This is a genomic window from Phyllobacterium myrsinacearum (genome assembly GCF_014138285.1).
Classification (GTDB): Bacteria; Pseudomonadota; Alphaproteobacteria; order Rhizobiales; family Rhizobiaceae; genus Phyllobacterium; species Phyllobacterium myrsinacearum_A.
On the sequence record NZ_JACGXN010000007.1, the window covers coordinates 94094 to 115388 of the forward strand.

Genomic DNA, 21295 nt, shown 5'->3' on the forward strand with positions numbered 1-21295 from the left:
CGATGAAAGATATTTCCTGCAAGCTGCTGGTCATCGGCGCTGGCCCTGGCGGCTATGTCTGCGCCATCCGCGCCGGACAGCTCAATGTCGATACGGTGATTGTCGAAGCGGCGAAGGTCGGCGGCACATGCCTGCTCGTCGGCTGCATTCCCTCGAAGGCGCTCATCCATGCGGCCGATGAATTCGCCAAGGTGGCGCATTTTGCCGTCGGACAGACGCCGCTCGGCATCTCGGTTGCCGAACCCGCGATTGATTTTTCCAAGACAATCGCCTGGAAGGACGGGATCGTCAGCCGTCTCAATAATGGCGTTGCCGGCCTGCTCAAGAAGGCCAATGTCAAGATCGTCACCGGACGCGCCAGTTTTCGCGATGGCAAGACCATCGAGGTGGAAACCTTGACCGGCCAGCAGATCATCCGCGCTGAAAACGTCGTCATCGCCACCGGTTCGGCTCCGGTCGAAGTGCCGTCACTGCCATTCGGCGGCAATGTCATTTCGTCGACGGAAGCGCTTTCGCTGCCGGAAATCCCTGAGAAGCTCGTCGTGGTCGGCGGTGGCTATATCGGGCTCGAACTCGGTACGGCCTTTGCCAAGCTGGGTTCCAAGGTCACGGTTGTCGAAGCGCAGTCGAAAGTTCTGCCGCAATATGATGCGGAGCTGACCCGTCCCGTGGTCAAGCATCTGAACGAGCTCGGCATTACTGTCCTGACCGGCGCGAAAGCCAAGGGTGTCAGCAGCAAGGGCGACGCTTTGCTGATCGAAACGGCCGATGGCAAGGACGAGCGCATCGCTGCCGACAAGATTCTGGTCACGGTCGGGCGCAAGCCTGTCACCTCAGGCTGGGGGCTCGAAGAGATCGATATCGATATGGATGGCCGCTTTGTTCGCATTGACGACAAGTGCCGCACCTCCATGCGCGGCGTCTATGCCATCGGCGATGTGACCGGCGAACCGATGCTGGCACACCGCGCCATGGCGCAGGGCGAGATGGTGGCGGAAATCGTTGCGGGTGAAAACCGCAGCTGGGACAAGCGGGCCATTGCCGCCGTCTGCTTCACCGATCCGGAAATCGTCACGGTGGGCTTGTCGCCGGATGAGGCCAAGCAGGCTGGTCATGAGATCAAGATCGGGCTGTTTCCCTTTGCCGCCAATGGCCGCGCCATGACCAAGGAAGGCGAGGAGGGCTTTGTCCGGGTGGTGGCGGCGGCCAGCAATCACCTGATCCTCGGCATTCAGGCCGTTGGCCATGGTGTTTCCGAACTGTCGGCCTCTTTCGCGCTCGCCGTGGAAATGGGTGCGCGCCTGGAAGATATCGCCGGTACGATCCATGCCCATCCGACACAGGGCGAGGGCTTTCAGGAAGCCGCGCTCAAGGCGCTGGGTCACGCGCTGCATATCTAGAACAGGTTTGTTCCCGCATCAGGAGGGCGCCGGAAACGGCGCCTTTTTTGTTTAAGTCGATGCGAAGCAGTGTTTTCCCGTTGCCACGCCCGCTTTTGCGTCTGGCTGTTGAAAGAGAGAATGACGGGCGGTCCTTGGAACGCGGGTCTGGGGTAGTCTGGTATGCGATGCTTGCGATCCAAGGACCACCCGCCCCGGCGATTTGTGTCTTCGCCTGTTCTGCCCTTTCACCAGTCCCTTTCGGGTCTCTATGAAGCTGTGGCAGAGGGGCGAAACCTCCTCGTCCCATGGGTTTTCTCCCCACAGGCCAAAGCGCCGATCCTTTCCCGACTTTCGAAAGTTTCCGGAAGCATTCCCGCCGGAAAGGACACGATGAGAATAAGCGAGGATGAGAACTGTTGGATAAGTTGGTGTGATTTTCTTACGAAGGGCAAAACTGAGGACTGGTTCACCCCCCTCTGCCCTGTCGGGCATCTCCCCCGCAAGGGGGGAGATCAGCCTTCACAACTGTTTCAGATAATCTTCAACAGCTGAAAGTTGAGCGAGATGGTCGATGACAATGTGATCTCCCCCCTTGCGGGGGAGATGCCCGACAGGGCAGAGGGGGGTGAGAACATGGGTAAACTCTGCACAACAAGCGTGCGTGGTTCTGCAACCCGCCGAAAATGATCTGCCCTAAAACAAAATGGCGATGCAAAGCACCGCCATTTGAAAACATTTTCCATGAATAAAGATCAGATATCCAGTTCTTCCACAAACGCCGCGCGGTCCTGAATGAAGCGGAAGCGCGCTTCCGGCTTGGTGCCCATCAGGTCGTCCACCGCAATTCTGGTTTCCTCGATCCATTCCTCGTCGATCTGAACGCGCAGAAGTGTGCGCTTCCTGCGATCCATCGTCGTTTCCTTAAGCTGGTCGGCGCGCATTTCGCCGAGGCCCTTGAACCGTCCGATTTCGATCTTGCCCTTGCCGGTGAACAGCGTGCGCATCAGTTCATCCTTATGCGCATCATCACGGGCATAGGCGACCTTGCCACCCTGGGCGATACGATAAAGCGGCGGGACACCGAGGAACAGATGACCGTTGCGGATCAGTTCCGGCATTTCCTGATAGAAGAATGTGATAAGCAGCGAGGCGATGTGCGCACCGTCGACGTCAGCGTCGGTCATGATGATAACGCGGTCATAGCGCAGATCTTCATCGCGGTATTTTGACCGGGTACCGCAGCCGAGCGCCTGGATCAGATCGCCGATCTGCTGGTTGGCCGTCATCTTTTCACGTCCGGCACTGACCACATTGAGGATCTTGCCGCGCAGGGGCAGAACCGCCTGCGTGGCACGATCACGCGCCTGCTTGGCCGAACCGCCAGCGGAATCACCCTCGACGATGAAGATCTCGGCGCCGAGCGCGCCGGTCTGGCTGCAATCGGCAAGCTTGCCCGGCAGGCGCAGCTTGCGCACCGCCGACTTGCGGTTGACTTCCTTTTCCTGACGGCGCTTGACGCGTTCGTCGGCGCGCTCCACCACCCAGTCGAGTAGCTTCGATGCTTCCTGAGGCGAGGCGGCAAGCCAATGATCGAACGGATCGCGGATGGCATTCTCGACAATGCGCTGTGCCTCGACCGTGGCAAGCTTGTCCTTGGTCTGGCCGACGAATTCCGGCTCGCGGATGAACACCGAAAGCATGGCCGCTGACGAGATCATCACATCATCGGTGGTGATAATCGACGCGCGCTTGTTGCCGGTCAGTTCCGCATAGGCTTTCAGCCCGCGGGTGAGGGCAATACGCAGGCCCGCTTCGTGGGTGCCGCCTTCCCCTGTTGGAATGGTGTTGCAGTACGAATTGACAAAGCCGTCGCCGCCATACCACGCAACCGCCCATTCCAGAGCGCCGTGACCGCCTGTTTTTTCCGTCTTGCCCGCGAACATCTCGCGCGTGACTTGAAAATCCTTGCCAAGCGAGGCAGCAAGATAATCCTTCAGCCCGCCGGGGAAGTGAAAAACCGCCTTGTCAGGCGTCGGATCCTTCGGATCAAGCAGGGACGGCGCGCAGTTCCAGCGGATTTCAACGCCACCGAAGAGATAGGCCTTTGACCGGGTCATCTTGAAAAGACGGGCCGGATCGAACTTGGCACCCTGACCGAAAATCTCGGGATCCGGGTGGAAGGTCACACGTGTGCCGCGACGGTTGTGCACCTCGCCGACATCCTCGATCGGTCCGAGCGGATGACCACGGGAGAACCGCTGCCGGTAAAGACGGCGATTGCGGGCAACCTCCACCTCCACATGATCGGAAAGGGCATTCACCACGGAAATACCGACGCCGTGCAGACCGCCGGAGGTTTCATAAACGTCGGAATCAAACTTGCCGCCCGCATGCAGGGTGGTCATGATGACTTCGAGCGCGGACTTGCCCAGCTGCTTCGGGTCCGGATGCGGATCGACTGGAATACCGCGGCCATTATCCGTGACTGAGAGATAGCCGTTTTCATCCAGTTCGATATCGATGAAGTTGGCGTGGCCGGCAACAGCCTCGTCCATGGAGTTGTCGATGACTTCGGCGAAGAGGTGGTGCATGGCACGCTCGTCCGTACCGCCGATATACATGCCCGGACGACGGCGAACGGGCTCAAGACCGTCGAGAACCTGAATCTGAGCGGCATTGTAACCGCCGTTGCTGTCAGGAGCTGCCCGTGCCTGTGCCTTCGCTGCGGGGATCGGCGCGATTTTCACAGGCGGTGCCACCGGGGTGACAGCCGCTTCAGCGCGCGGTTGATCGACGGCTGCCTGGCGTTCCTGGGCTGTTTTGACTACCGCTGAAAAGAGGTCGTTGTTGTCATCCATATCGTATTTTGGCCAATGCTACAGGGGCTGCGAATCACCAGCAATCTTTACATGCTTCGCATGGAAACGCGATGGGAGTTCGTGATCTGTTCCGGGGTTCATCACAGAACTATGCGTTGAAACGCCAAGTTTCAAGCGGCTTTGAGGTTAAGGACCGCCTTTTCAAGCTCTCCGATCCGCTCGCCGAGCGCCTGATGCAGCACCTTAAGATTGGCAATCTGGCTTTTGAGCTCCTGATTGCCTTCAACGGTCTCGCTCTCATCAGGCGATTGCCCGACACCATGCATCAGCCATGTCGGTGTAACGCCAAGAAATCCCGCCAGCATGAACAATCTGTTGGCACGGGGTTCCGAGCGGTCGGATTCCCACGCTGCGAGAGTTTCCATCCTGACACCGATGCGCCCGGCCAGTTCTTTCACTGTCATGGATTTGGCATCGCGGGCGCGTGACAGGCGGCCGCCAAGCGTGTCCGCATCGGGTATGTCAGTCATGATGTTGCCGGGGAAATTCATCAGATTCTCCATTTTTTTCTTGTTTTTGAGATTGCAAGCTGTGGTTCGTGGTTCGACAAGCTCACCATGAGGGAGAGTGGAGCTGATAGGCTAATTGGAAACATTGCGGTATGAGCAATCTTACAGAATGTAACTCCCTGCAATCCTCACTGTCCCTCATGGTGAGCTTGTCGAACCACGAACCATATTCCTGCCGTCTCAACCGGAATTTTGATCAAATTCAGCGGTTGGGTCCGACCGTTTGCACCATTTGCGGGCAGAAAAGTCAAATCTGCGGCCATTTCGCTTTGGTTTTGCGTTCTGCGGACGATTGCATTTTTCCACAGAGCCGATATGCCAGAAGGCCTCATCCGAGCCGCAGAAAGGTGCCCCTATGGAAAACACAACCTCACCGCAAATGAGGGGCGTTGGAACGATGGCCGGTGCCATGTTTATCCTGCCGATGATGGATGCGATTGCCAAATGGCTGTCGACGGTAGACAGCCTGCCACCGGCGACGGTGACCCTGTCGCGCTTCGTGGTCCAGACAATCCTGACCTTGCTGATCATCGCGGCGCTGACCGGCGTGCGTTCGCTGAAGCCACACAATCTCTGGGGCAATCTGTTTCGCGGTTTTCTGATGGGGATCGGCAGCCTGTGTTTTTTCGCTGCGGTCAAATATATGCCGCTTGCCGACGCGATGGCGGTGTTTTTCGTCGAACCTTTGATGCTGACGCTTCTCTCTGCTGTGGTGCTCAAGGAAACCGTGGGCTGGCGCAGGCGCATTGCGGTTGCCATTGGCTTCATCGGCACGCTCATCGTTATCCAGCCGAGCTGGGAGCTTTTCGGCTGGGTCTCGCTGCTGCCGCTCGGCACCGCCGCGCTGTTTGCGGTCTATCTCGTTCTCAATCGCCGCTTCGGCGCCCACGATACACCACTCGTCATGCAGCTTTACGCGGGTATCGGCGGCACCGTCACAGTTATGGCCGCTCTCGTTCTCGGCGCTGTCTTCGGCGTCAGCGATATGACGCTTGGCTCTCCCGCGACCGGCATGTCATGGTTCCTGCTGTTTGCCATCGGCGCGATTGCCACGGGCGGTCATCTGCTTGTGGTACAGGCCTCGCGGCTTGCGCCCGCATCGCTTCTGGCACCATTCCAGTATCTGGAGATCGTCATGGCCGTCATCATCGGTCTGTTCGTGTTTCAGGAGTTTCCGACGGCGTCCAAATGGGTGGGCATTGCCATCATCATTGCGTCCGGCGCCTACGTGGTCTGGCGCGAGGGGAAAAAGCACAAAGCACCGGAGCCTGCTTTCAATTAAAGCGTCGACAATACCAGTTGAGCAAATCAGCCATTGGCAATAGAACCAGAGGCGTATTTCGTGCGGGAGGTCCATAAACGTGTTCAAGAAAATCCTGATTGCCAACCGTGGGGAAATTGCCTGCCGCGTGATTAAGTCGGCAAGGAAAATGGGTATTGCCACGGTCGCGGTCTATTCCGATGCGGATCGCGATGCGGTCCACGTAGAAATGGCCGATGAGGCGGTGCATATCGGTCCGGCGGCAGCCTCCGAGAGCTATCTCGTCGCTGACAAGATCATCGCCGCCTGCAAGGCAACCGGCGCTGAAGCCGTTCACCCCGGCTATGGCTTCCTGTCCGAACGCGCATCCTTCTGCGAGGCACTGGAAAAGCAAGGCATCATCTTCATCGGACCGAAACCCAGGGCGATCATCGCCATGGGCGACAAGATCGAATCGAAGAAATTCGCCAATGCCGCCAAGGTGAACACCGTACCGGGCTTTCTCGACATCATCACCGACGCTGCACACGCGGAAAAGATCGCCGGTGAAATCGGTTATCCCGTAATGATCAAGGCTTCCGCCGGCGGCGGCGGCAAGGGAATGCGCATTGCCTGGGATCAAAGCGAGGTGCGCGACGGTTTCGAACGCGCCACGTCGGAAGCCCGCAACTCTTTCGGCGATGACCGGGTTTTCATCGAAAAATTCGTGGTTGAACCGCGCCATATCGAAATTCAGGTGCTCGGCGACAGTTTTGGCAACTGCATCTATCTGGGTGAGCGCGAGTGCTCCGTGCAGCGCCGCAACCAGAAGGTTGTTGAGGAAGCACCGTCACCGTTTCTTGATGAGGCCACCCGCAAGGCGATGGGCGAACAGGCCGTGGCGCTGGCCAAGGCCGTGGACTATCAAAGTGCCGGTACGGTCGAGTTCATCGTCGACAAGCACCGCAACTTCTATTTCCTTGAGATGAACACCCGGCTGCAGGTGGAACATCCGGTGACTGAACTGATCACCGGCATCGATCTGGTCGAGCAGATGATCCGTGTGGCGGCGGGCGAAAAACTCAAGCTGAAGCAATCGGATATCAAGCTGAATGGCTGGGCCATCGAAAGCCGTCTCTACGCCGAAGATCCCTACCGCAATTTTCTGCCGTCGATCGGCCGCCTGACCCGCTATCGGCCGCCGAGCGAAGGTCCGGTCGGCAAGGCCATCATCCGCAACGATACCGGCGTGACCGAGGGCTCGGAAATTTCCATGTTCTACGATCCCATGGTGGCAAAGCTCTGCACCTGGGCGCCGACCCGGCTTGAGGCCATCGACGCCATGGCCGATGCGCTTGATACCTTTGTGGTTGACGGTATCGAACACAATATTCCGTTCCTGGCCGCGCTGATGCAGCATCCGCGCTGGCGGGAAGGGCGCCTCTCGACCGGCTTCATCGCTGAAGAGTTTCCCGATGGCTTCCAGCCTGTCACGCCAACCGCCGGGGACAGGGATGTGCTGGCCTGCATTGCCCTTGCCGTGGAACTTGTGCGCAAGGGACGGCTGGATGGCCTCAGTGACCGTCTGCGGCCGCATACGGGCAAGATCCGCTCCGAATGGGAGGTGCGGATCAATGACGACTACGTGCCTGTGAGCATTCATCAGAGCATCGCCAAGCCCCCCGTCAAGATTGAGCTTTCGCTGCATGGCGGCGATGACATTACCATCCGCAGCGATTGGCGGCCCGGTGATGCGGTCTGGGATGGCTACATCGACGACCGTTCGGTGAAGGCGCAACTGCGTCCTGTACTGAACGGCGTGCGCATCGACTGGAAAGGCATGTCGGTCATCGGTCATGCCATGCAGACCCATGTGGCCGCACTGGAGAAGCTGATGCCGGTGAAGCTGCCGCCGGACACATCCAAGATGCTGCTGTGCCCGATGCCCGGCTTGATCGTCTCGATTAACGTGATGGAAGGTCAGGAAGTGAAGGCAGGCGAAACACTGGCCATCGTCGAGGCGATGAAGATGGAAAACGTCCTGCGCGCCGACCGCGATCTCACCGTATCGGCTATCAATGCGAAGCAGGGCGATAGTCTCGCGGTGGATGCGGTGATCATGGAATTTGCCTAGAAAACCAATCATGCAGCGTTTCCTTCTCCGTCATCCTCGGGTCAAGCCCGAGGATGACGGAGAAGGAAGAATTTAATGGCTGGAGCGAGCTCGGAAAGACAAATTTCCGGCCTTTTCAACAACAGACAGCGGAACTGTTAGCGCTCAACAGCGCCGAACACATCCTCGAATGTTTCCCTTAAGGCCCGGTCGAGATCGTCCATCCCGACGGGAAGGCCGAGATCGACAAGGCTGGTCACCCCGTGGCCGCGCACGCCGCAGGGCACGATACCGTCGAAATGGGCGAGCTCCGGTTCCACATTGATCGAGATGCCGTGAAAGCTCACCCATTTGCGCAGGCGGATGCCGATGGCGGCGATCTTGTCTTCCGCCGGCGAACCATCCGGCAGAGCAGGGCGTTCCGGCCGTGTCACCCAGACACCGACGCGGTCCTCGCGCCGTTCGCCGCGCACATTGAACGAGGCAAGCGTGGCAATGATCCACTGCTCCAGCGCTGTCACAAATGCACGGATGTCCTCGCGCCGCTGTTTCAGGTCAAGCATGACATAGGCCACGCGCTGGCCGGGGCCGTGATAGGTATATTCGCCGCCGCGGCCCGTGGCATAAACGGGAAAGCGGTCAGCGGCCAAAAGGTCACCGTCCTTGGCACTGGTGCCGGCCGTGTAGAGTGGCGGGTGTTCGACCAGCCAGACGAGCTCCCTGGCGGTTCCCGCGCGAATCGCCGCCACGCGGTCTTCCATGAAGGTGAGGGCGGTTTCGTAGTCCGTCAGTCCGTCACTGATCAGCCATTCGACCGCAGCTGTTTCCCCCGTGGGAAAAAACGCGGAGACAATATCGTCACGGTTGCTTTTCATGATCGGAAACCAAACTCTCGAATTTCGCTTCATCCGCATCGGGCAGAGCAGACACGACGCTTGAAACTCGTCAAACAGCCGATTCACCTGCAATGCGGAAGGTGAGCCGCATATGGACTTTTTCTTAGAAGATTTCCAGTCTGGAGACCGGATTCTGACATTTGCAACCCTGTGGCGCCCATCACTCAGGTAAACGTCAGAATCAAAGGGTCGCCGGCAAGCTGATGATTCCAGTGGAATTTTGAATTTTATCGTCGCGTGCCCCGCGTGATGTTCAATGAGATGCGACTGTTAAATTCACTCCATTGGCAGGTGCGACATAAGTTTCCCGGGTCTTTGTGAAAAACATTCGGGTTTATTACCGTCAGGGCTTGTTTAGCTGAATTTCATTTGCTACATGCCGCGAGCCGACACGTTCGGCTTCTACCACAGTGCGGTCGTGGCGGAATTGGTAGACGCGCAGCGTTGAGGTCGCTGTGTCGAAAGACGTGGAAGTTCGAGTCTTCTCGACCGCACCAAAATCTCTCACCAAGTGATTGATTTGAAACAAAAATGGCAGCCTTTGGCTGCCTTTTTTGTTTTTGTGGTAATTTGTCTGCTCTGTGCAATACGACACCAGCAATTGTTATCGACTATCTGGAAAATCGAAATTCATAGGTGTTTTTTCGACCACGGGTGTCTTGCGGGTCCAGTGTATACGGATAGTGCTTTGAGGAAACCCTGATTTCGCCAGATTGCCGATCCTATTGATGACCGAAATAGGCGTTTGCGACAGTCTCCGCATCTGAATCCATTCTAATCTTACCATGTTCGAGCCAGACAATGCGGGTGCAGTTTTTCACCAGAAGTGCTTTCGAATGGCTGGCTATTATCAGGATTTTGGTCTTGTTGACGAGTTCGTGCAGACGCTCGTTGGCCTTGTTCTGAAAGCTTTCATCGCCAGCTGCCAGCCATTCATCCATGATCAGGATCTCGGGTTGAATGACCGTTGAAATCGAGAATGCCAGACGCAATTGCATACCGGTGGAATAGGTTCGGACAGGCATATCAAGGAAGTTGCCAAGTTCGGAAAACTCTTCGATCTCTGCCTGTTTTGCCGCCATCTCGCGCTTGCTGAAACCAAGCAGCGCACCGCGAATGCCGATGTTCTCACGGCCCGTCGCTTCGGAATCAATACCCAGCGAAATATTGATCAGCGACGTGCATTTGCCATTGATCGCAATACGTCCGCCGGAAGGATAGTAAACGCCGCTCATCACCCGCAGCAGTGTGGTCTTGCCTGAGCCGTTATGACCGATCAATCCAAGCCGCTCTCCGTCGTTCAGCGTCAGATTGATGGAATCGAGGCCACGAATAACCACATGGCCTTCGGAGTTTGAACCAATCGTGCCGCCTGTCGCCAGACTCATGACCTGGTTTTTGAGGGATCTGCTTTTCGCATTGTAGATTGGAAAGTCTACAGTTACGTCTTCGAGAATCATTGAAGTCATGTTTGCCTTCGCAATTGAATAGAGTGGCATCCGGGCCGCGGAGCCCTACAGCCAGTAGGTGATGCGTGAACGGTAGCGATTCAGGAACAGCAACGCGATGATCCATCCAACAATTGCCATACCGATGACGACATACCAGTTCAGGGCGGTACCCATTCCTCCCAGCAGCGGCTCCCGGATGACGCTGATCAGATGATAGAACGGATTGAAGTCGAGTATCAGGGTAGATTTGTCCGCCGGCAACTGGTGTGGCTGCCACATGATTGGCGTCAGATACATGCCGACCTGCATAACGTTTTGGATTATTTGCGTCAGATCGCGGTATCGCGTGCAGATCACCGACAATATCACCATCATCCATAAGAAATTAAGCGACACGAGAACGAAGGCAGGAATAACCAGCAGGGCGGTCCACCCGATGAATTTCCCAAAGATCAGCAGCACGATAGGGAAAATGACGATGTTGTGGAAAAGAATGATTGAGTTTCGCCACCAGGTGCGCAGCACATAGGTAAAGAATGGTAGCGGCAGTTGCAACATGGTTTCAGTGTTCGATATGAAACTAACGCAACCTTCATTAATCAGCTGAGAAAAATAGCCCCACATGATGAGGCCTACGCAAAGGAAGGGAAGAAATTCAGACATGGGCGAGCGGAAGATAGTACCAAATATCAATCCCATGGCTCCGATTAAAACACCCATGTTGATGGTGAGCCAAAAGGCGCCGACACTCGAACGACGGTAACGTTGTGCCACATCCTGCCAACCCAGCAGCGCCGCAAGTCGGAAATTACCGACCGCGCTGGCAATGTCTTCCCATGCGGTAATTTTCCGCGAACTCTCCATCGTCATGTCGGCGTGCATCTTTCTGCGGCTTCTGTAAATGTGGTAATAAGCCTTGTTGAACAGGTGCCAGCGCGATTTTAAAAGACATTATGCTTTTTAACCCTTAGGGCACTCATACTACGCGAAGATGATTTCGCGAAAAACTAGGCTTTAGTCTATAGTTCCTTTTGATCTAGCGGAAACTCTTGGTCGAAAGATGGCAGACCAAACCGCTAGTTCAACGGCTTCACCAGAAAGAGGCAGGGATGTCCCTCAGCCCACAAGGTGGGGAAAATTTCAGCCTTGAGGAAACCGTTCCTGTCGTAGAACGCCCGGGTATTGTCGAGATGCGGTTCATCCTTGCCGCGGGGCGCGAGCGTCTTGATCGTGAGCAGGGAACATCCCGTCCGGCGCGCGTGCGCCTCGGCTGCTTTGAGCAGAGAACTGCCGATTCCCCGGCCATGGCATTCCCTGCGCGTGGCAATGACAAAGATTTCGGCCGCTGCGGGCGGGTGATACTTGAGAGCGACGAACCCGCTACAGCTGCCCTGATCCATATCAGCCAGAACAGGCATATCGGCTACGAGATTGGAACAGGCGGTAATCCCCGCCGGTTCTTCGAACCATTCCGGCAGGCCGCTCATGATTTCCGTGCAAAGGGCACTCTTTTCATCAGGGCAGGTGATTTCGCTGATCATCGGGAAGATCCATCCACTGTTGTTACATCCATGAGAAACGATGGCATGAAGTATTTTCATCCATTTTCTAGACGCACGGCCATCGGCTGGATTTAGGGAATTTTTTTCCGATCTAGCGGTTGCGAGTTCTCGTTCTGATTTCACGGGCAATTTATAGGGAGCACAACTGGACAGGTTGGCGGGATGCGCACCAGGAAATTCAGAGAGCGGCGAATCCACACCACTTTAGGTCGCGTGGGAGAAACCCGTCCACTGTTCGCCGTTGTAGGATCACGAAAAACAACGGGAACCGACGATATTGCCATCACATGACGATCCGCTCCTGGAGCCCTATCAGCTTAAACATCTGCGATTGAAAAATCGCCTGATGTCGACCAGCCACGAACCGGCCTATTCGGAAGACGGGATGCCGAAAACCCGTTACCGGCTCTATCATGCGGAGAAGGCGAAAGGCGGCATCGCGCTGACGATGACGGCGGGCTCGGCGGTTGTCTCGCGCGAGTCGCCCCCGGCATTCGGCAATCTTCATGCCTACAAGGACGAGATCGTGCCCTGGCTGCGCGAACTTGCCGACGATTGTCATGAACACGGCGCCGCCGTGATGATCCAGCTGACGCATCTGGGCCGCCGCACCAGCTGGAACAAGGCGGACTGGCTGCCCGTGGTTTCCGCATCGCCTGTGCGCGAGCCCGCCCATCGGGCGTTTCCGAAAGAGGCCGAAGACTGGGATATCGAGCGGATCATTGCCGATTATGCATCGGCGGCCCAGCGCATGCAGGCGGCAGGGCTCGACGGTATCGAGTTCGAAGCCTATGGCCATCTGATGGATGGGTTCTGGTCGCCCGCCACCAACCGGCGCGACGATGAATATGGCGGCTCGCTCGACAATCGCCTGCGCTTCACATGGGCGGTGATTGACGCCGTGCGCCAGTCCGTCGGACCCGACTTTATCGTTGGTATCCGCATGGTGGCCGACGAGGACTGGGAACAGGGCCTGTCGCGGCAGGAAGGTGTGGAGATTGCCCGGCGCATTGCCGCCTCGGGCAAATTCGATTTTCTCAATATCATTCGCGGTCATATCGATACGGATGCGGCGCTCAACGAGGTCATTCCGATACAGGGCATGCGGTCGTCACCGCATCTCGATTTTGCCGGGGATGTCAGGCAGGAGACAAAATTCCCCGTCTTCCATGCGGCGCGCATCGCCGATGTGGCTACCGCTCGCCACGCCATTGCCGAGGGCAAGCTCGATATGGTGGGCATGACCCGCGCCCATATTGCCGATCCGCATATCGTACGGAAAATCGAGGCGGGCGAGGAGCACCGCATTCGCCCCTGCGTCGGCGCGACCTATTGCCTTGATCGCATCTATGAGGGCGGTGAAGCACTGTGCATCCACAATGCGGCAACCGGTCGTGAGGGCACCATCCCGCACGCCATTGCCAAGGCTGCAAACAGCCGGAATGTCGTTGTTGTGGGAGCAGGGCCTGCCGGGCTTGAGGTTGCACGGGTCGCGGCGGAAGGCGGGCACAACGTTACCGTGCTGGAGGCTTCGGACCATGCAGGCGGGCAGGTGCGTCTTGCCGCGCAGAATCCGCGCCGCAAGGAGATGATCGGCATTGTCGACTGGCGCCTTGGGGAACTGGATCGGCTTGGCGTTTCCCTGCGCTACAACGTCTGGGCAGAATCCGGCGATGTCCTCGGACTTTCCCCCGATGTGGTGGTGATCGCCACCGGCGGGTTGCCGCAAAATCCGCCATTGACGGCAGGCGATGAGTTGGTCACGTCGAGCTGGGATATTCTGGCGGGTGCGGTCAAGCCGGGCGAGTCCGTCCTGCTCTATGACGACAATGGCGGCCATCAGGGCATGAGCGCAGCGGAGATGATCGCGCGCGCAGGGTCAAAGCTCGAAGTTGTCAGCCCCGAGCGGTTTTTCGCGCCCGAAATGGGTGGCATGAATCATGTGCCGTATATGCGGGCGTTTCAGCAGCACGGCGTGCGGGTAACCATCAATACACGGTTGATGAGTGTTCGCCGCAACGGCAACCAGCTTGTCGCGACACTGGGCTCTGATTTCGATCCTGACTATCGCGAGGAGCGGGTCGTGGATCAGGTGGTCGTGGAACACGGTACCTTGCCGATCGACGATCTCTACCGCGAGTTGAAACCCCTGTCGCGCAATGGCGGGGCGGTGGATTATGACCGGCTGGTCAATGGCGGTGCCATTTTCCCGCAACGGTTGGCGGAGGGGCAGTTTGATCTGCTGCGGATCGGCGATGCGGTGCATGCCCGCAATATCCACGCCGCCATTTATGATGGTCTGCGTTATGCGATCCGGTTTTGAGGGGGTCTCTTAAAGCAGAGAGTTGCACCCGCCGGGTTCGTGGTTCGTGGTTCGACAAGCTCACCATGAGGGAGATTGGTGCTGCAAGGCTAATCGGAAACATTGCAGTGAGAGCAAGCTGCCAGAATATAGCTCCCTGCAATCCTCGCTCTCCCTCATGGTGAGCTTGTCGAACCACGCATGATGTTCGTGCAGCACGATTAAAATCGACCACCCCAGAGGGTTTTGTGCCAATCGACAGAAAAGTAGTTCTGAATGGTATCGCTGATATCTCCCCCAATGAGGGGGAGATAGTCTGTGCCATCAATCAAAAGCTTATTTCAGCGAAGCCTTCACTTTCGTCGCCACGTCGGCGCTGACCCATTTGGTCCAGATGTCCTCGTGGTTCTTGAGGAAGTACTTTGCGCCATCTTCACCGGTCGCCTGATTGTCAGTCATCCAGGCGAGAAGCTCGTTGACCGTCTTGTTGGACCATGAGCGGGCCTTCAGATAGTCCATGATGGGCCCGGATTTTTCGCTGAACTTCTTGGTGACGACCGTATCCACTTCGGCGAGTTCCCAGGCGTTCTTTTTCGGATCCGCGCAATCGGCAACGGTGTTGCAGCGCTTCCATTCCGCTGCATCGAAAGGCACGCCGTGGTCGAGCTTGACCATCTGGTACTTGCCGAGGAGAGCCGTCGGTTCCCAATAGTAACCAACCCAACCCTGCTTGCGTTCATAGGCTTTGGCGAGTGAACCATCGAGGCCAGCGGCAGAACCGGTATCAACCAGGGTAAAACCCTTCTTCTCCGCATCATAGGCCTTGAAGAACTGGGTCGTGGCAAGGGTGCCGCCCCAGCCGGGAGGGCCGTTGAAAACAGCACCCTTGGTGGAGTCTTCGGGCGCAGGGAACAGTTCCGGATGCTTCAACGCGTCGTCGATGGTCTTGATGTCAGGGTGCGCATCCGCCAGATATTTCGGAATCCACCAGCCCTGAACGCCGCCGTCGGACAGGGATTTGCCGGTATAGACGAGCTTGCCATCCGCCACGGCCTTGTCGAGAATATCACGCATGAAATCGATCCAGCCTTCGGGAGCGATGTCAGGCTGGCCTTTTTCGGTCATCGAGGTGAGTGTCGGGATCGTGTCGCCCTGCACGATATCGGCATTGCAGCCATAACCCTCGTTGAGAATGATCTTGTCAAGATTGGCGAGAACCTCCGCCGACTGCCAGTTCATGCTGGCAATAGTCACGTCGCCGCATTCGGCCGCCGATGCAGCACCGGCTGCACCCATCAGGGCAAAGGCCATGACGCTGCTCATCAGTAATGTCTTCATGTGAGAACCCCTTTTGTTGGTTTTATGATGCTTGTGGTGGAGATGGTCATCCGCAGATGCACCGGACGCAAGGACTGCACCCGGCCTGCACAAAGCCGATGGAAAAAAGGCTGGACCATGCCTGAAACGATAACCCTGCATGGGGTACCCGAGAAGCCGGAACGCGTCACATGCTTTGTTCTTAGCGACATGGCTAACTAACAACCTTGCCCGGGTTCATGATGTTGTTGGGATCGATTGTTCGCTTGATGGTCCGCATCAGCGCAAGCTTGACCGGATCGACCAATGCATGCAGTTCCGGCATTTTTTCAAGACCGATACCATGCTCGGCGGAGAAGGAACCACCCATCTGCCGGATATTGGCATAGACGACGGCTTTCACCGCATCTTTATCAGGATTGCCGTTCTCCCCCGCCACGCAGATATGCAGATTGCCGTCGCCCAGATGGCCGAAGGCAAAGCCCCTGACATCGGCGCCAAGCGACGCGACGCCTCCGTCGAATTGCCTGATATAGGCATCCAGATGCTGCAGCGGCACCGAGATATCGAACCAGTAGCCATTCGGATAGGCGCGGGTGATGACGTTGCTGTCCTCCCTGATGTTCCAGATATCGTTCCGTTCCTTGCCGCTCTGGGCAATGATGGCATCAAGAACCAGTTCGTTTTCGATGGCAGCGCCAAGCGCATTTTCCAACGCCGATTGCGCGCCTTGCTGGTCCAACCCTTCCGTTTCGACAATGAGATAGATCGGTGCCTCTGTGAATGCGGCGAGCGATGCGGGGCCGAGGGCTTCGACGGCCACCCTGAAGTAGCGTTCGCCCATGATTTCGGTGCGCAGCAGACGCAGCGAGCGATCGTGTCGGAGTGCCTGGAACAGCGACACCGCCGCTATGGCGGACGGACAGGCAACAAGGGCTGTCGCGGTAAACGTATCGGCCGGCGTCAGTCTGATGACGGCACGGGTGACAATGCCAAGCGTGCCTTCCGCACCGATGAAAAGCTGCTTCAGGTCGTAGCCTTCGTTGCTCTTGGTTACCTCGGCGAGATCGCTCATGATGGACCCGTCGGGCAGGACCACTTCGAGCCCGAGCACGCGCTGGCGCATGACCCCGAGCCGGAATGCCTCCATGCCGCCCGCATTGGTGGAAATCATGCCGCCGATGGTGGCGCTGCCGCGCGAGGGGATGTCGATACCGGTGGTCAGGTTCACCTTCGCAGCTTCTTCCTGCAGGGCTTGCAGGGTGACACCGCATTCGACGATGGCGGTTTCTGCCGCCGCTTCCACGGATTCGATCCGGTTGAGCGCGGCCAGCGAGAGAATGATCTCATCCTTGCGCGAGACAGCGCCACCGGCAAGGCCGGTGCGCCCGCCATGCGGGACAATGGCGATCCGGTTGTCATTGCAGAGTTTGACGATGGCGGATACCTGTTCAACATTCTTGGGGAGGACCATCAGCCCCGCATCGAGATTGTGCGGATCGGAGCCTGGATGAATGGCCCGCAGTGCCTCGCTCGTCTTGATCCCCGCTGGGCCGGTGATTGTTTCAAGCGCCGTTACAAGATGGTCTGCAATCATTTTGTCTCCGATGTCCCGCGCCGTTCGATAAAAATCCTCAGGGCGAGGATGACTGCGGTGACGATGATCAGAAGCACGGAAATGGCTGCGATGGCAGGATCAATATTGTCGCGCAGGCCCATCCACATCAGGCGCGGCAGGGTGATGGCGTTGACGCTAGTGATGAACAGGGTGACGCCGATTTCTTCCCATGACAGCACGAAGGACAGAAGCGCCGCCGTGGCGATGCCGAACTTGATGTTGGGAATGATGATGCGGAAGGCACGGGTGGTGAGATTGGCACCAAGGCCACGGGCGGCAAGATCGATGCGCCGGTCCACCTGAAACAGCGCGACAAGGATGAGAACTACGGCGAAGGGGGTGATCATCACAGCATGGGCCAGCGCCACGCCGATCCACGTGTCATAGCCGATATAGCTGTTGAAGGCGGAAAGCGTCGTCATGAGGAAATACAAGGTCATGGCCGACACAACAGGCGGTACGATCAGCGGCAGCAGCACGAAGCCGATGAGCAGCGCTGAAAAGCGCGGCTGGAACATCCAGATGCCGAGGCCGAACAGGGTGGCCAGTACCGTTGCGATGGCGCTGGAAAGAATGCCGATGCGCAGGCTGAGCAGCACGCTCTGGCCCCATGCCGGATTGTCGATGAGAGCCTGATAATGCCGCAGCGACAGGGTGCCTGTCGGCATGGACAGAAACCGCTGCGGCGTGAAGGAGACGGGCACAACGGCCAAAAGCGGCATCAGCAGGAACAGCGCCACGGCGGTGGCAATGATCAGAAGGACAGGGCCGGGGCGGGATGATTGCATGGCTCAGCCCACCAGATGCGCAGGTTTGATGAAGCGCCGCATGAGTGCGAGCAGGATGCCGATGAACAGCACCAGCACCACGCTGATCGCCGCACCCAGCCCCCAGTCCGGGCTCTGGAATATGCGGAGATACACCAGTTCCGCCACCATGACGCTGCGGCCGCCGCCGAGAATGGCCGGGGTGACGAAGAAACCGAGGGCGAAGACGAAGACGATCAAAGCGGCACCAATCAGGCCGCCATAGGTCAGCGGCACGAAGACACTCCAGAAGATGCGGCTGCGCGATGCGCCCATGCCGCGCGCCGCCAGAAGCACGCGCTCGTCGATGGCGCGCATGGCTGAAGCAATGGGAAAGACGGCGAAGGGAATGAGAAAATGCGTCATGCCGACGATGACGCCGAACTCGTTGCGGGCAAGCGCCAGCGGTTCGCTGATGATACCGGCCGCCTGCAGCCAGGTGTTGATAAGACCACGATTGGAAAGAAGCGCCAACCAGCCGAAGGCGCGCGTCAGCACGGAAATCCAGAAGGGCACGAGAATGCAGAATTCCGCCAGCATGCGCTGGGTCGATGTTCCACGCACCCAGACATAGGCGATGGCATAGGCCATAACAAGCACGGCGGCCGTCACGATAAGGCAGATGCGCAGGGTGCGGATGAAGACGGATTGGACAAGCGGATCGGTGAGCACGGCGCGATATTGCCCAAGACCCGGTTCGGGCATTGTGACGCTCCATCTGACGACGCCGAGAAATGGCACCACATAGGCAAGCCCGAGAAACAGCAGCAGCGGCGCAAGCAGCAGGATTGTTCGTGATGTCGCCGATTTTCCCATTCAAAATCCCTGTTGCATGTCAAAATCCGGCCGGTGATCTCCCCCGCAAGGGAAAGATCACCAAGCCATGCTCAAGCCGAGATAACTTTCGTGTACTCATCGAAAGCCGCAGCATAATGCTCCGCATACCATTCCATGTTCAGCGGGATCTGCTTGGTCATATTGGCCGGATCGACGCAGTTGACGCGCTTTTTGTCCGCCGGAATGAGCGCATCGGTGGCCGGATTGGCCGGACCCTGTCCAAGCAGCTCGAACATCTGCAGCTGGCGTTCCGGCGTCTGTGCGCTGGCGATGAACTTCATCGCATTGTCCTTGCCGCCGGGATTGTTCTTCATCACCGATAATGCGCCGGGCGAAATCAGACCCTGATCCCAGACGAACTTGATATTGCCGCCGGAATCCTGTTCGAGCAGCTGCGCCCGGGTCGACCAGATCAGTGCCATGGAGGCTTCACCATCCATGAGCACGGACTGGCTTTCCGCGCCGCCGCCCCAGTAAGCCACGACGTTTTCCTTGAAGGCTGCGATCTTGTCATGGGCGCGCTTCAGGTCGAGTGGGTAGAGTTTTTCCGGCGCCACGCCATCGGCCATCAACGCCGCTTCCCACATGGCCGAGCCCCATTTGTACAGCGAGCGCTTGCCGGGGAATTTTTTCACATCGAAGAAGTCGGCCATGCCTGTCGGGGCCTGATCGCCGAACTTCGAGGAATCATAGGCGATGATGTAGGAGAAGAAATAGGTCGATGCCGCATGATCCCAGCCGAACCCGGGGCGCATCTTGTTCCTGTCGACAATGGCATAGTCGATGGGTTCCAGCATGCCCTGCTTGCCCAGGGTAATGCCGGAGAAGGGATCAATGTCCATCAGATCCCAGCTCGGCTTGCCGCTCTTGAACTGGGCGGTGATGGCGCCTTCTGTGGGACCCGAGCCATCAAGCTTGATGGCAATGCCGCTCTCCTTGGCGAAGGGCTGGCCATAGGCCTTGTCATAGGCGGTCATGGCATCGCCGCCCCAGTTGACCAGCACCAGATCCTTCGATTGCGCCAATGCCCGGTTAGAGCGCATGAGGGCAGGCGCGCCAGCCAGCAGCATCGCTGCCATCTGGGTGAAACGCCGCCGGCTGATCTCGCCGCGTTCCACCTTTTCAGCCAGTCGTTCCAGACAGTCCTTTTGAAATGCGTGATCCATTGTGTTCCCCTTGGATTGTTATTGTCACATTCCGTATCGTTGGCCATATACCGGCCGTTATGCGCGGGTCTCATTCTGATGCGGCAGCAAAAATCCCTGTTCTGTCGGCCATGACACCCAGACATCGGAGCGATGCGCAAACGGGGCTGTCGCAGCCGTGGGCATCGACACGGCGATGGATGTGCCGCTGCGCGTTTTCAGATGATATTTGGTGACCGCCCCGAGATAGGTCGCATCCTCGATCCAGCAGGCAATGGCATTATGCCCGGCGTTTTGCGGGATGGCCGCGATGGTCATATGCTCGGGGCGCACCGCAGCAACGGCCTTCGGACCGATCTGCGGTCGTGTCTGGCTGAGGACAATGGTTCTGTCCTCGAACTGTCCGGCGGCCTTGTCACCGTCGAGCCGCAGGGCATCGAGCGGCAAAAGATTGATCTCGCCGAGAAACTCCGCAACGAAGCGGTTTTCCGGCCGCTCATAGACGTCCTGCGGGCGTCCAACCTGCAAAAGCTCGCCATGGTTGAAAATCGCCACGCGCGATGACAAGGCGAGTGCTTCCGACTGGTCATGTGTGACGAATACGAAAGTCGTGCCGGTTTCCTGATGCAGGCGTTTGACCTCCTCCTGCATCATCTCGCGCAAATTCTTGTCCAGCGCAGAGAAGGGTTCATCCAGCAGGAGCACCGAGGGTTCGAAAGCCAGAGCCCGGGCGAGGGCAACACGCTGCTGCTGGCCGCCGGAGAGTTTCGTCGGCAGTTTTTTCTCGTGCCCGGTGAGACCAACCCGTTCGACCATTTCGCCAACCCGGCGCTTGATGTCGGCGGACGAGCGGCCCCGCACCTTCAGCGGGAAGGCGATGTTCTGTTCAACTGTCAGGTGCGGAAACAGGGCATAGCCCTGAAACACCATGCCATAGGAGCGGTCTTCGGCGGGAACGTCGGTGATATCTTTGCCATCCATCATCAGGCGGCCTTCGCTCGGCGCAGTGAACCCCGCAAGGATCATCAGAAAGGTCGTCTTGCCCGAACCGGAGGGGCCGAGAAGGGTCAGAAACTCGCCGCGCCCGATGTCGAGCGACAAATCCTTCAGCGCACGGAATGCACCGAATGTCTTGCCGATGGAAACAGCCTTGATCTCGGCGGCTTTCGCGTCGCCCAGTTGCATGCGCTGAGGCATTGATTGACCTCTTTCCCCTGCTTTTTCGGAAAGCCTAGGCA

At 57.8% G+C, this 21295-nt stretch carries 16 protein-coding genes and 1 tRNA gene; 5 read left to right on the forward strand and 12 right to left on the reverse strand.

From position 1 onward, the window contains the following. The first annotated feature begins 2 nt into the window (after window positions 1–2). Window positions 3–1400, forward strand: coding sequence for a dihydrolipoyl dehydrogenase (gene lpdA / locus FHW16_RS19465; protein WP_182550948.1), 1398 nt, complete (start codon window positions 3–5; stop codon window positions 1398–1400). A gap of 734 nt (window positions 1401–2134) precedes the next feature. On the opposite strand, the gene parE is transcribed toward lpdA, so the two are convergent. Together parE and FHW16_RS19475 are read right to left on the reverse strand one after the other, a co-directional pair. Then, entirely contained in the window at window positions 2135–4240 is a 2106-nt protein-coding gene (parE, locus tag FHW16_RS19470) for a DNA topoisomerase IV subunit B (RefSeq protein WP_182550949.1), read from the reverse strand. 131 nt (window positions 4241–4371) lie between these two features. Then, window positions 4372–4752 carry a helix-turn-helix domain-containing protein gene (locus FHW16_RS19475; protein WP_182550950.1) on the reverse strand — a complete coding sequence of 127 codons (381 nt, stop codon included), beginning with the start codon at window positions 4750–4752 and terminating at the stop codon, window positions 4372–4374. A 373-nt stretch (window positions 4753–5125) separates the two neighbouring features. Between FHW16_RS19475 and FHW16_RS19480 the strand changes: the two genes are divergently transcribed. Continuing rightward, window positions 5126–6052, forward strand: coding sequence for a DMT family transporter (locus FHW16_RS19480; RefSeq protein WP_182550951.1), 927 nt, complete (start codon window positions 5126–5128; stop codon window positions 6050–6052). Window positions 6053–6131: 79 nt separating this feature from the next. Next, complete coding sequence (locus tag FHW16_RS19485) at window positions 6132–8144, forward strand: acetyl-CoA carboxylase biotin carboxylase subunit (RefSeq protein ID WP_182550952.1); 2013 nt, start codon at window positions 6132–6134, stop codon at window positions 8142–8144. A 137-nt stretch (window positions 8145–8281) separates the two neighbouring features. Here FHW16_RS19485 and lipB read toward each other — a convergent pair whose 3' ends face one another. After that, entirely contained in the window at window positions 8282–8998 is a 717-nt protein-coding gene (lipB, locus tag FHW16_RS19490) for a lipoyl(octanoyl) transferase LipB (protein WP_182550953.1), read from the reverse strand. A gap of 433 nt (window positions 8999–9431) precedes the next feature. On the opposite strand from lipB, the gene FHW16_RS19495 reads away from it, so the two are divergent. Continuing rightward, window positions 9432–9516, forward strand: a tRNA-Leu gene (locus FHW16_RS19495). A 225-nt stretch (window positions 9517–9741) separates the two neighbouring features. Here the strand turns inward: FHW16_RS19495 and FHW16_RS19500 are convergent. The 3 genes from FHW16_RS19500 to FHW16_RS19510 form a co-directional block, all read right to left on the reverse strand. Beyond that, entirely contained in the window at window positions 9742–10488 is a 747-nt protein-coding gene (locus FHW16_RS19500) for an ABC transporter ATP-binding protein (RefSeq protein WP_182550954.1), read from the reverse strand. 45 nt (window positions 10489–10533) lie between these two features. Further along, window positions 10534–11352, reverse strand: a complete 819-nt coding sequence (locus FHW16_RS19505; RefSeq protein WP_246711860.1) for an ABC transporter permease — start codon at window positions 11350–11352, stop codon at window positions 10534–10536. Window positions 11353–11546: 194 nt separating this feature from the next. After that, complete coding sequence (locus FHW16_RS19510) at window positions 11547–12011, reverse strand: GNAT family N-acetyltransferase (protein WP_182550955.1); 465 nt, start codon at window positions 12009–12011, stop codon at window positions 11547–11549. Between the two features lie 298 nt (window positions 12012–12309). Here FHW16_RS19510 and FHW16_RS19515 point away from each other — a divergent pair, with 298 nt between their 5' ends. Further along, entirely contained in the window at window positions 12310–14355 is a 2046-nt protein-coding gene (locus FHW16_RS19515) for an NADH:flavin oxidoreductase (protein WP_182550956.1), read from the forward strand. 315 nt (window positions 14356–14670) lie between these two features. Here FHW16_RS19515 and FHW16_RS19520 read toward each other — a convergent pair whose 3' ends face one another. The 6 genes from FHW16_RS19520 to FHW16_RS19545 form a co-directional block, all read right to left on the reverse strand. Continuing rightward, a complete protein-coding gene (locus tag FHW16_RS19520) occupies window positions 14671–15672 on the reverse strand; it encodes an ABC transporter substrate-binding protein (RefSeq protein ID WP_182550957.1) in 1002 nt (333 codons plus the stop codon). Window positions 15673–15865: 193 nt separating this feature from the next. Continuing rightward, window positions 15866–17248 carry an FAD-binding oxidoreductase gene (locus FHW16_RS19525; protein ID WP_182550958.1) on the reverse strand — a complete coding sequence of 461 codons (1383 nt, stop codon included), beginning with the start codon at window positions 17246–17248 and terminating at the stop codon, window positions 15866–15868. Next, window positions 17245–18057: an ABC transporter permease gene (locus tag FHW16_RS19530; RefSeq protein ID WP_182550959.1), complete on the reverse strand. Its 813-nt coding sequence runs from the start codon at window positions 18055–18057 to the stop codon at window positions 17245–17247. The genes FHW16_RS19525 and FHW16_RS19530 overlap by 4 nt, the downstream gene beginning before the upstream one ends. 3 nt (window positions 18058–18060) lie before the next feature. After that, entirely contained in the window at window positions 18061–18891 is an 831-nt protein-coding gene (locus tag FHW16_RS19535) for an ABC transporter permease (RefSeq protein ID WP_182550960.1), read from the reverse strand. Between the two features lie 71 nt (window positions 18892–18962). Continuing rightward, complete coding sequence (locus FHW16_RS19540) at window positions 18963–20078, reverse strand: ABC transporter substrate-binding protein (protein ID WP_182550961.1); 1116 nt, start codon at window positions 20076–20078, stop codon at window positions 18963–18965. Between the two features lie 57 nt (window positions 20079–20135). Beyond that, a complete protein-coding gene (locus FHW16_RS19545) occupies window positions 20136–21254 on the reverse strand; it encodes an ABC transporter ATP-binding protein (RefSeq protein ID WP_182550962.1) in 1119 nt (372 codons plus the stop codon). Window positions 21255–21295: the final 41 nt, after the last annotated feature.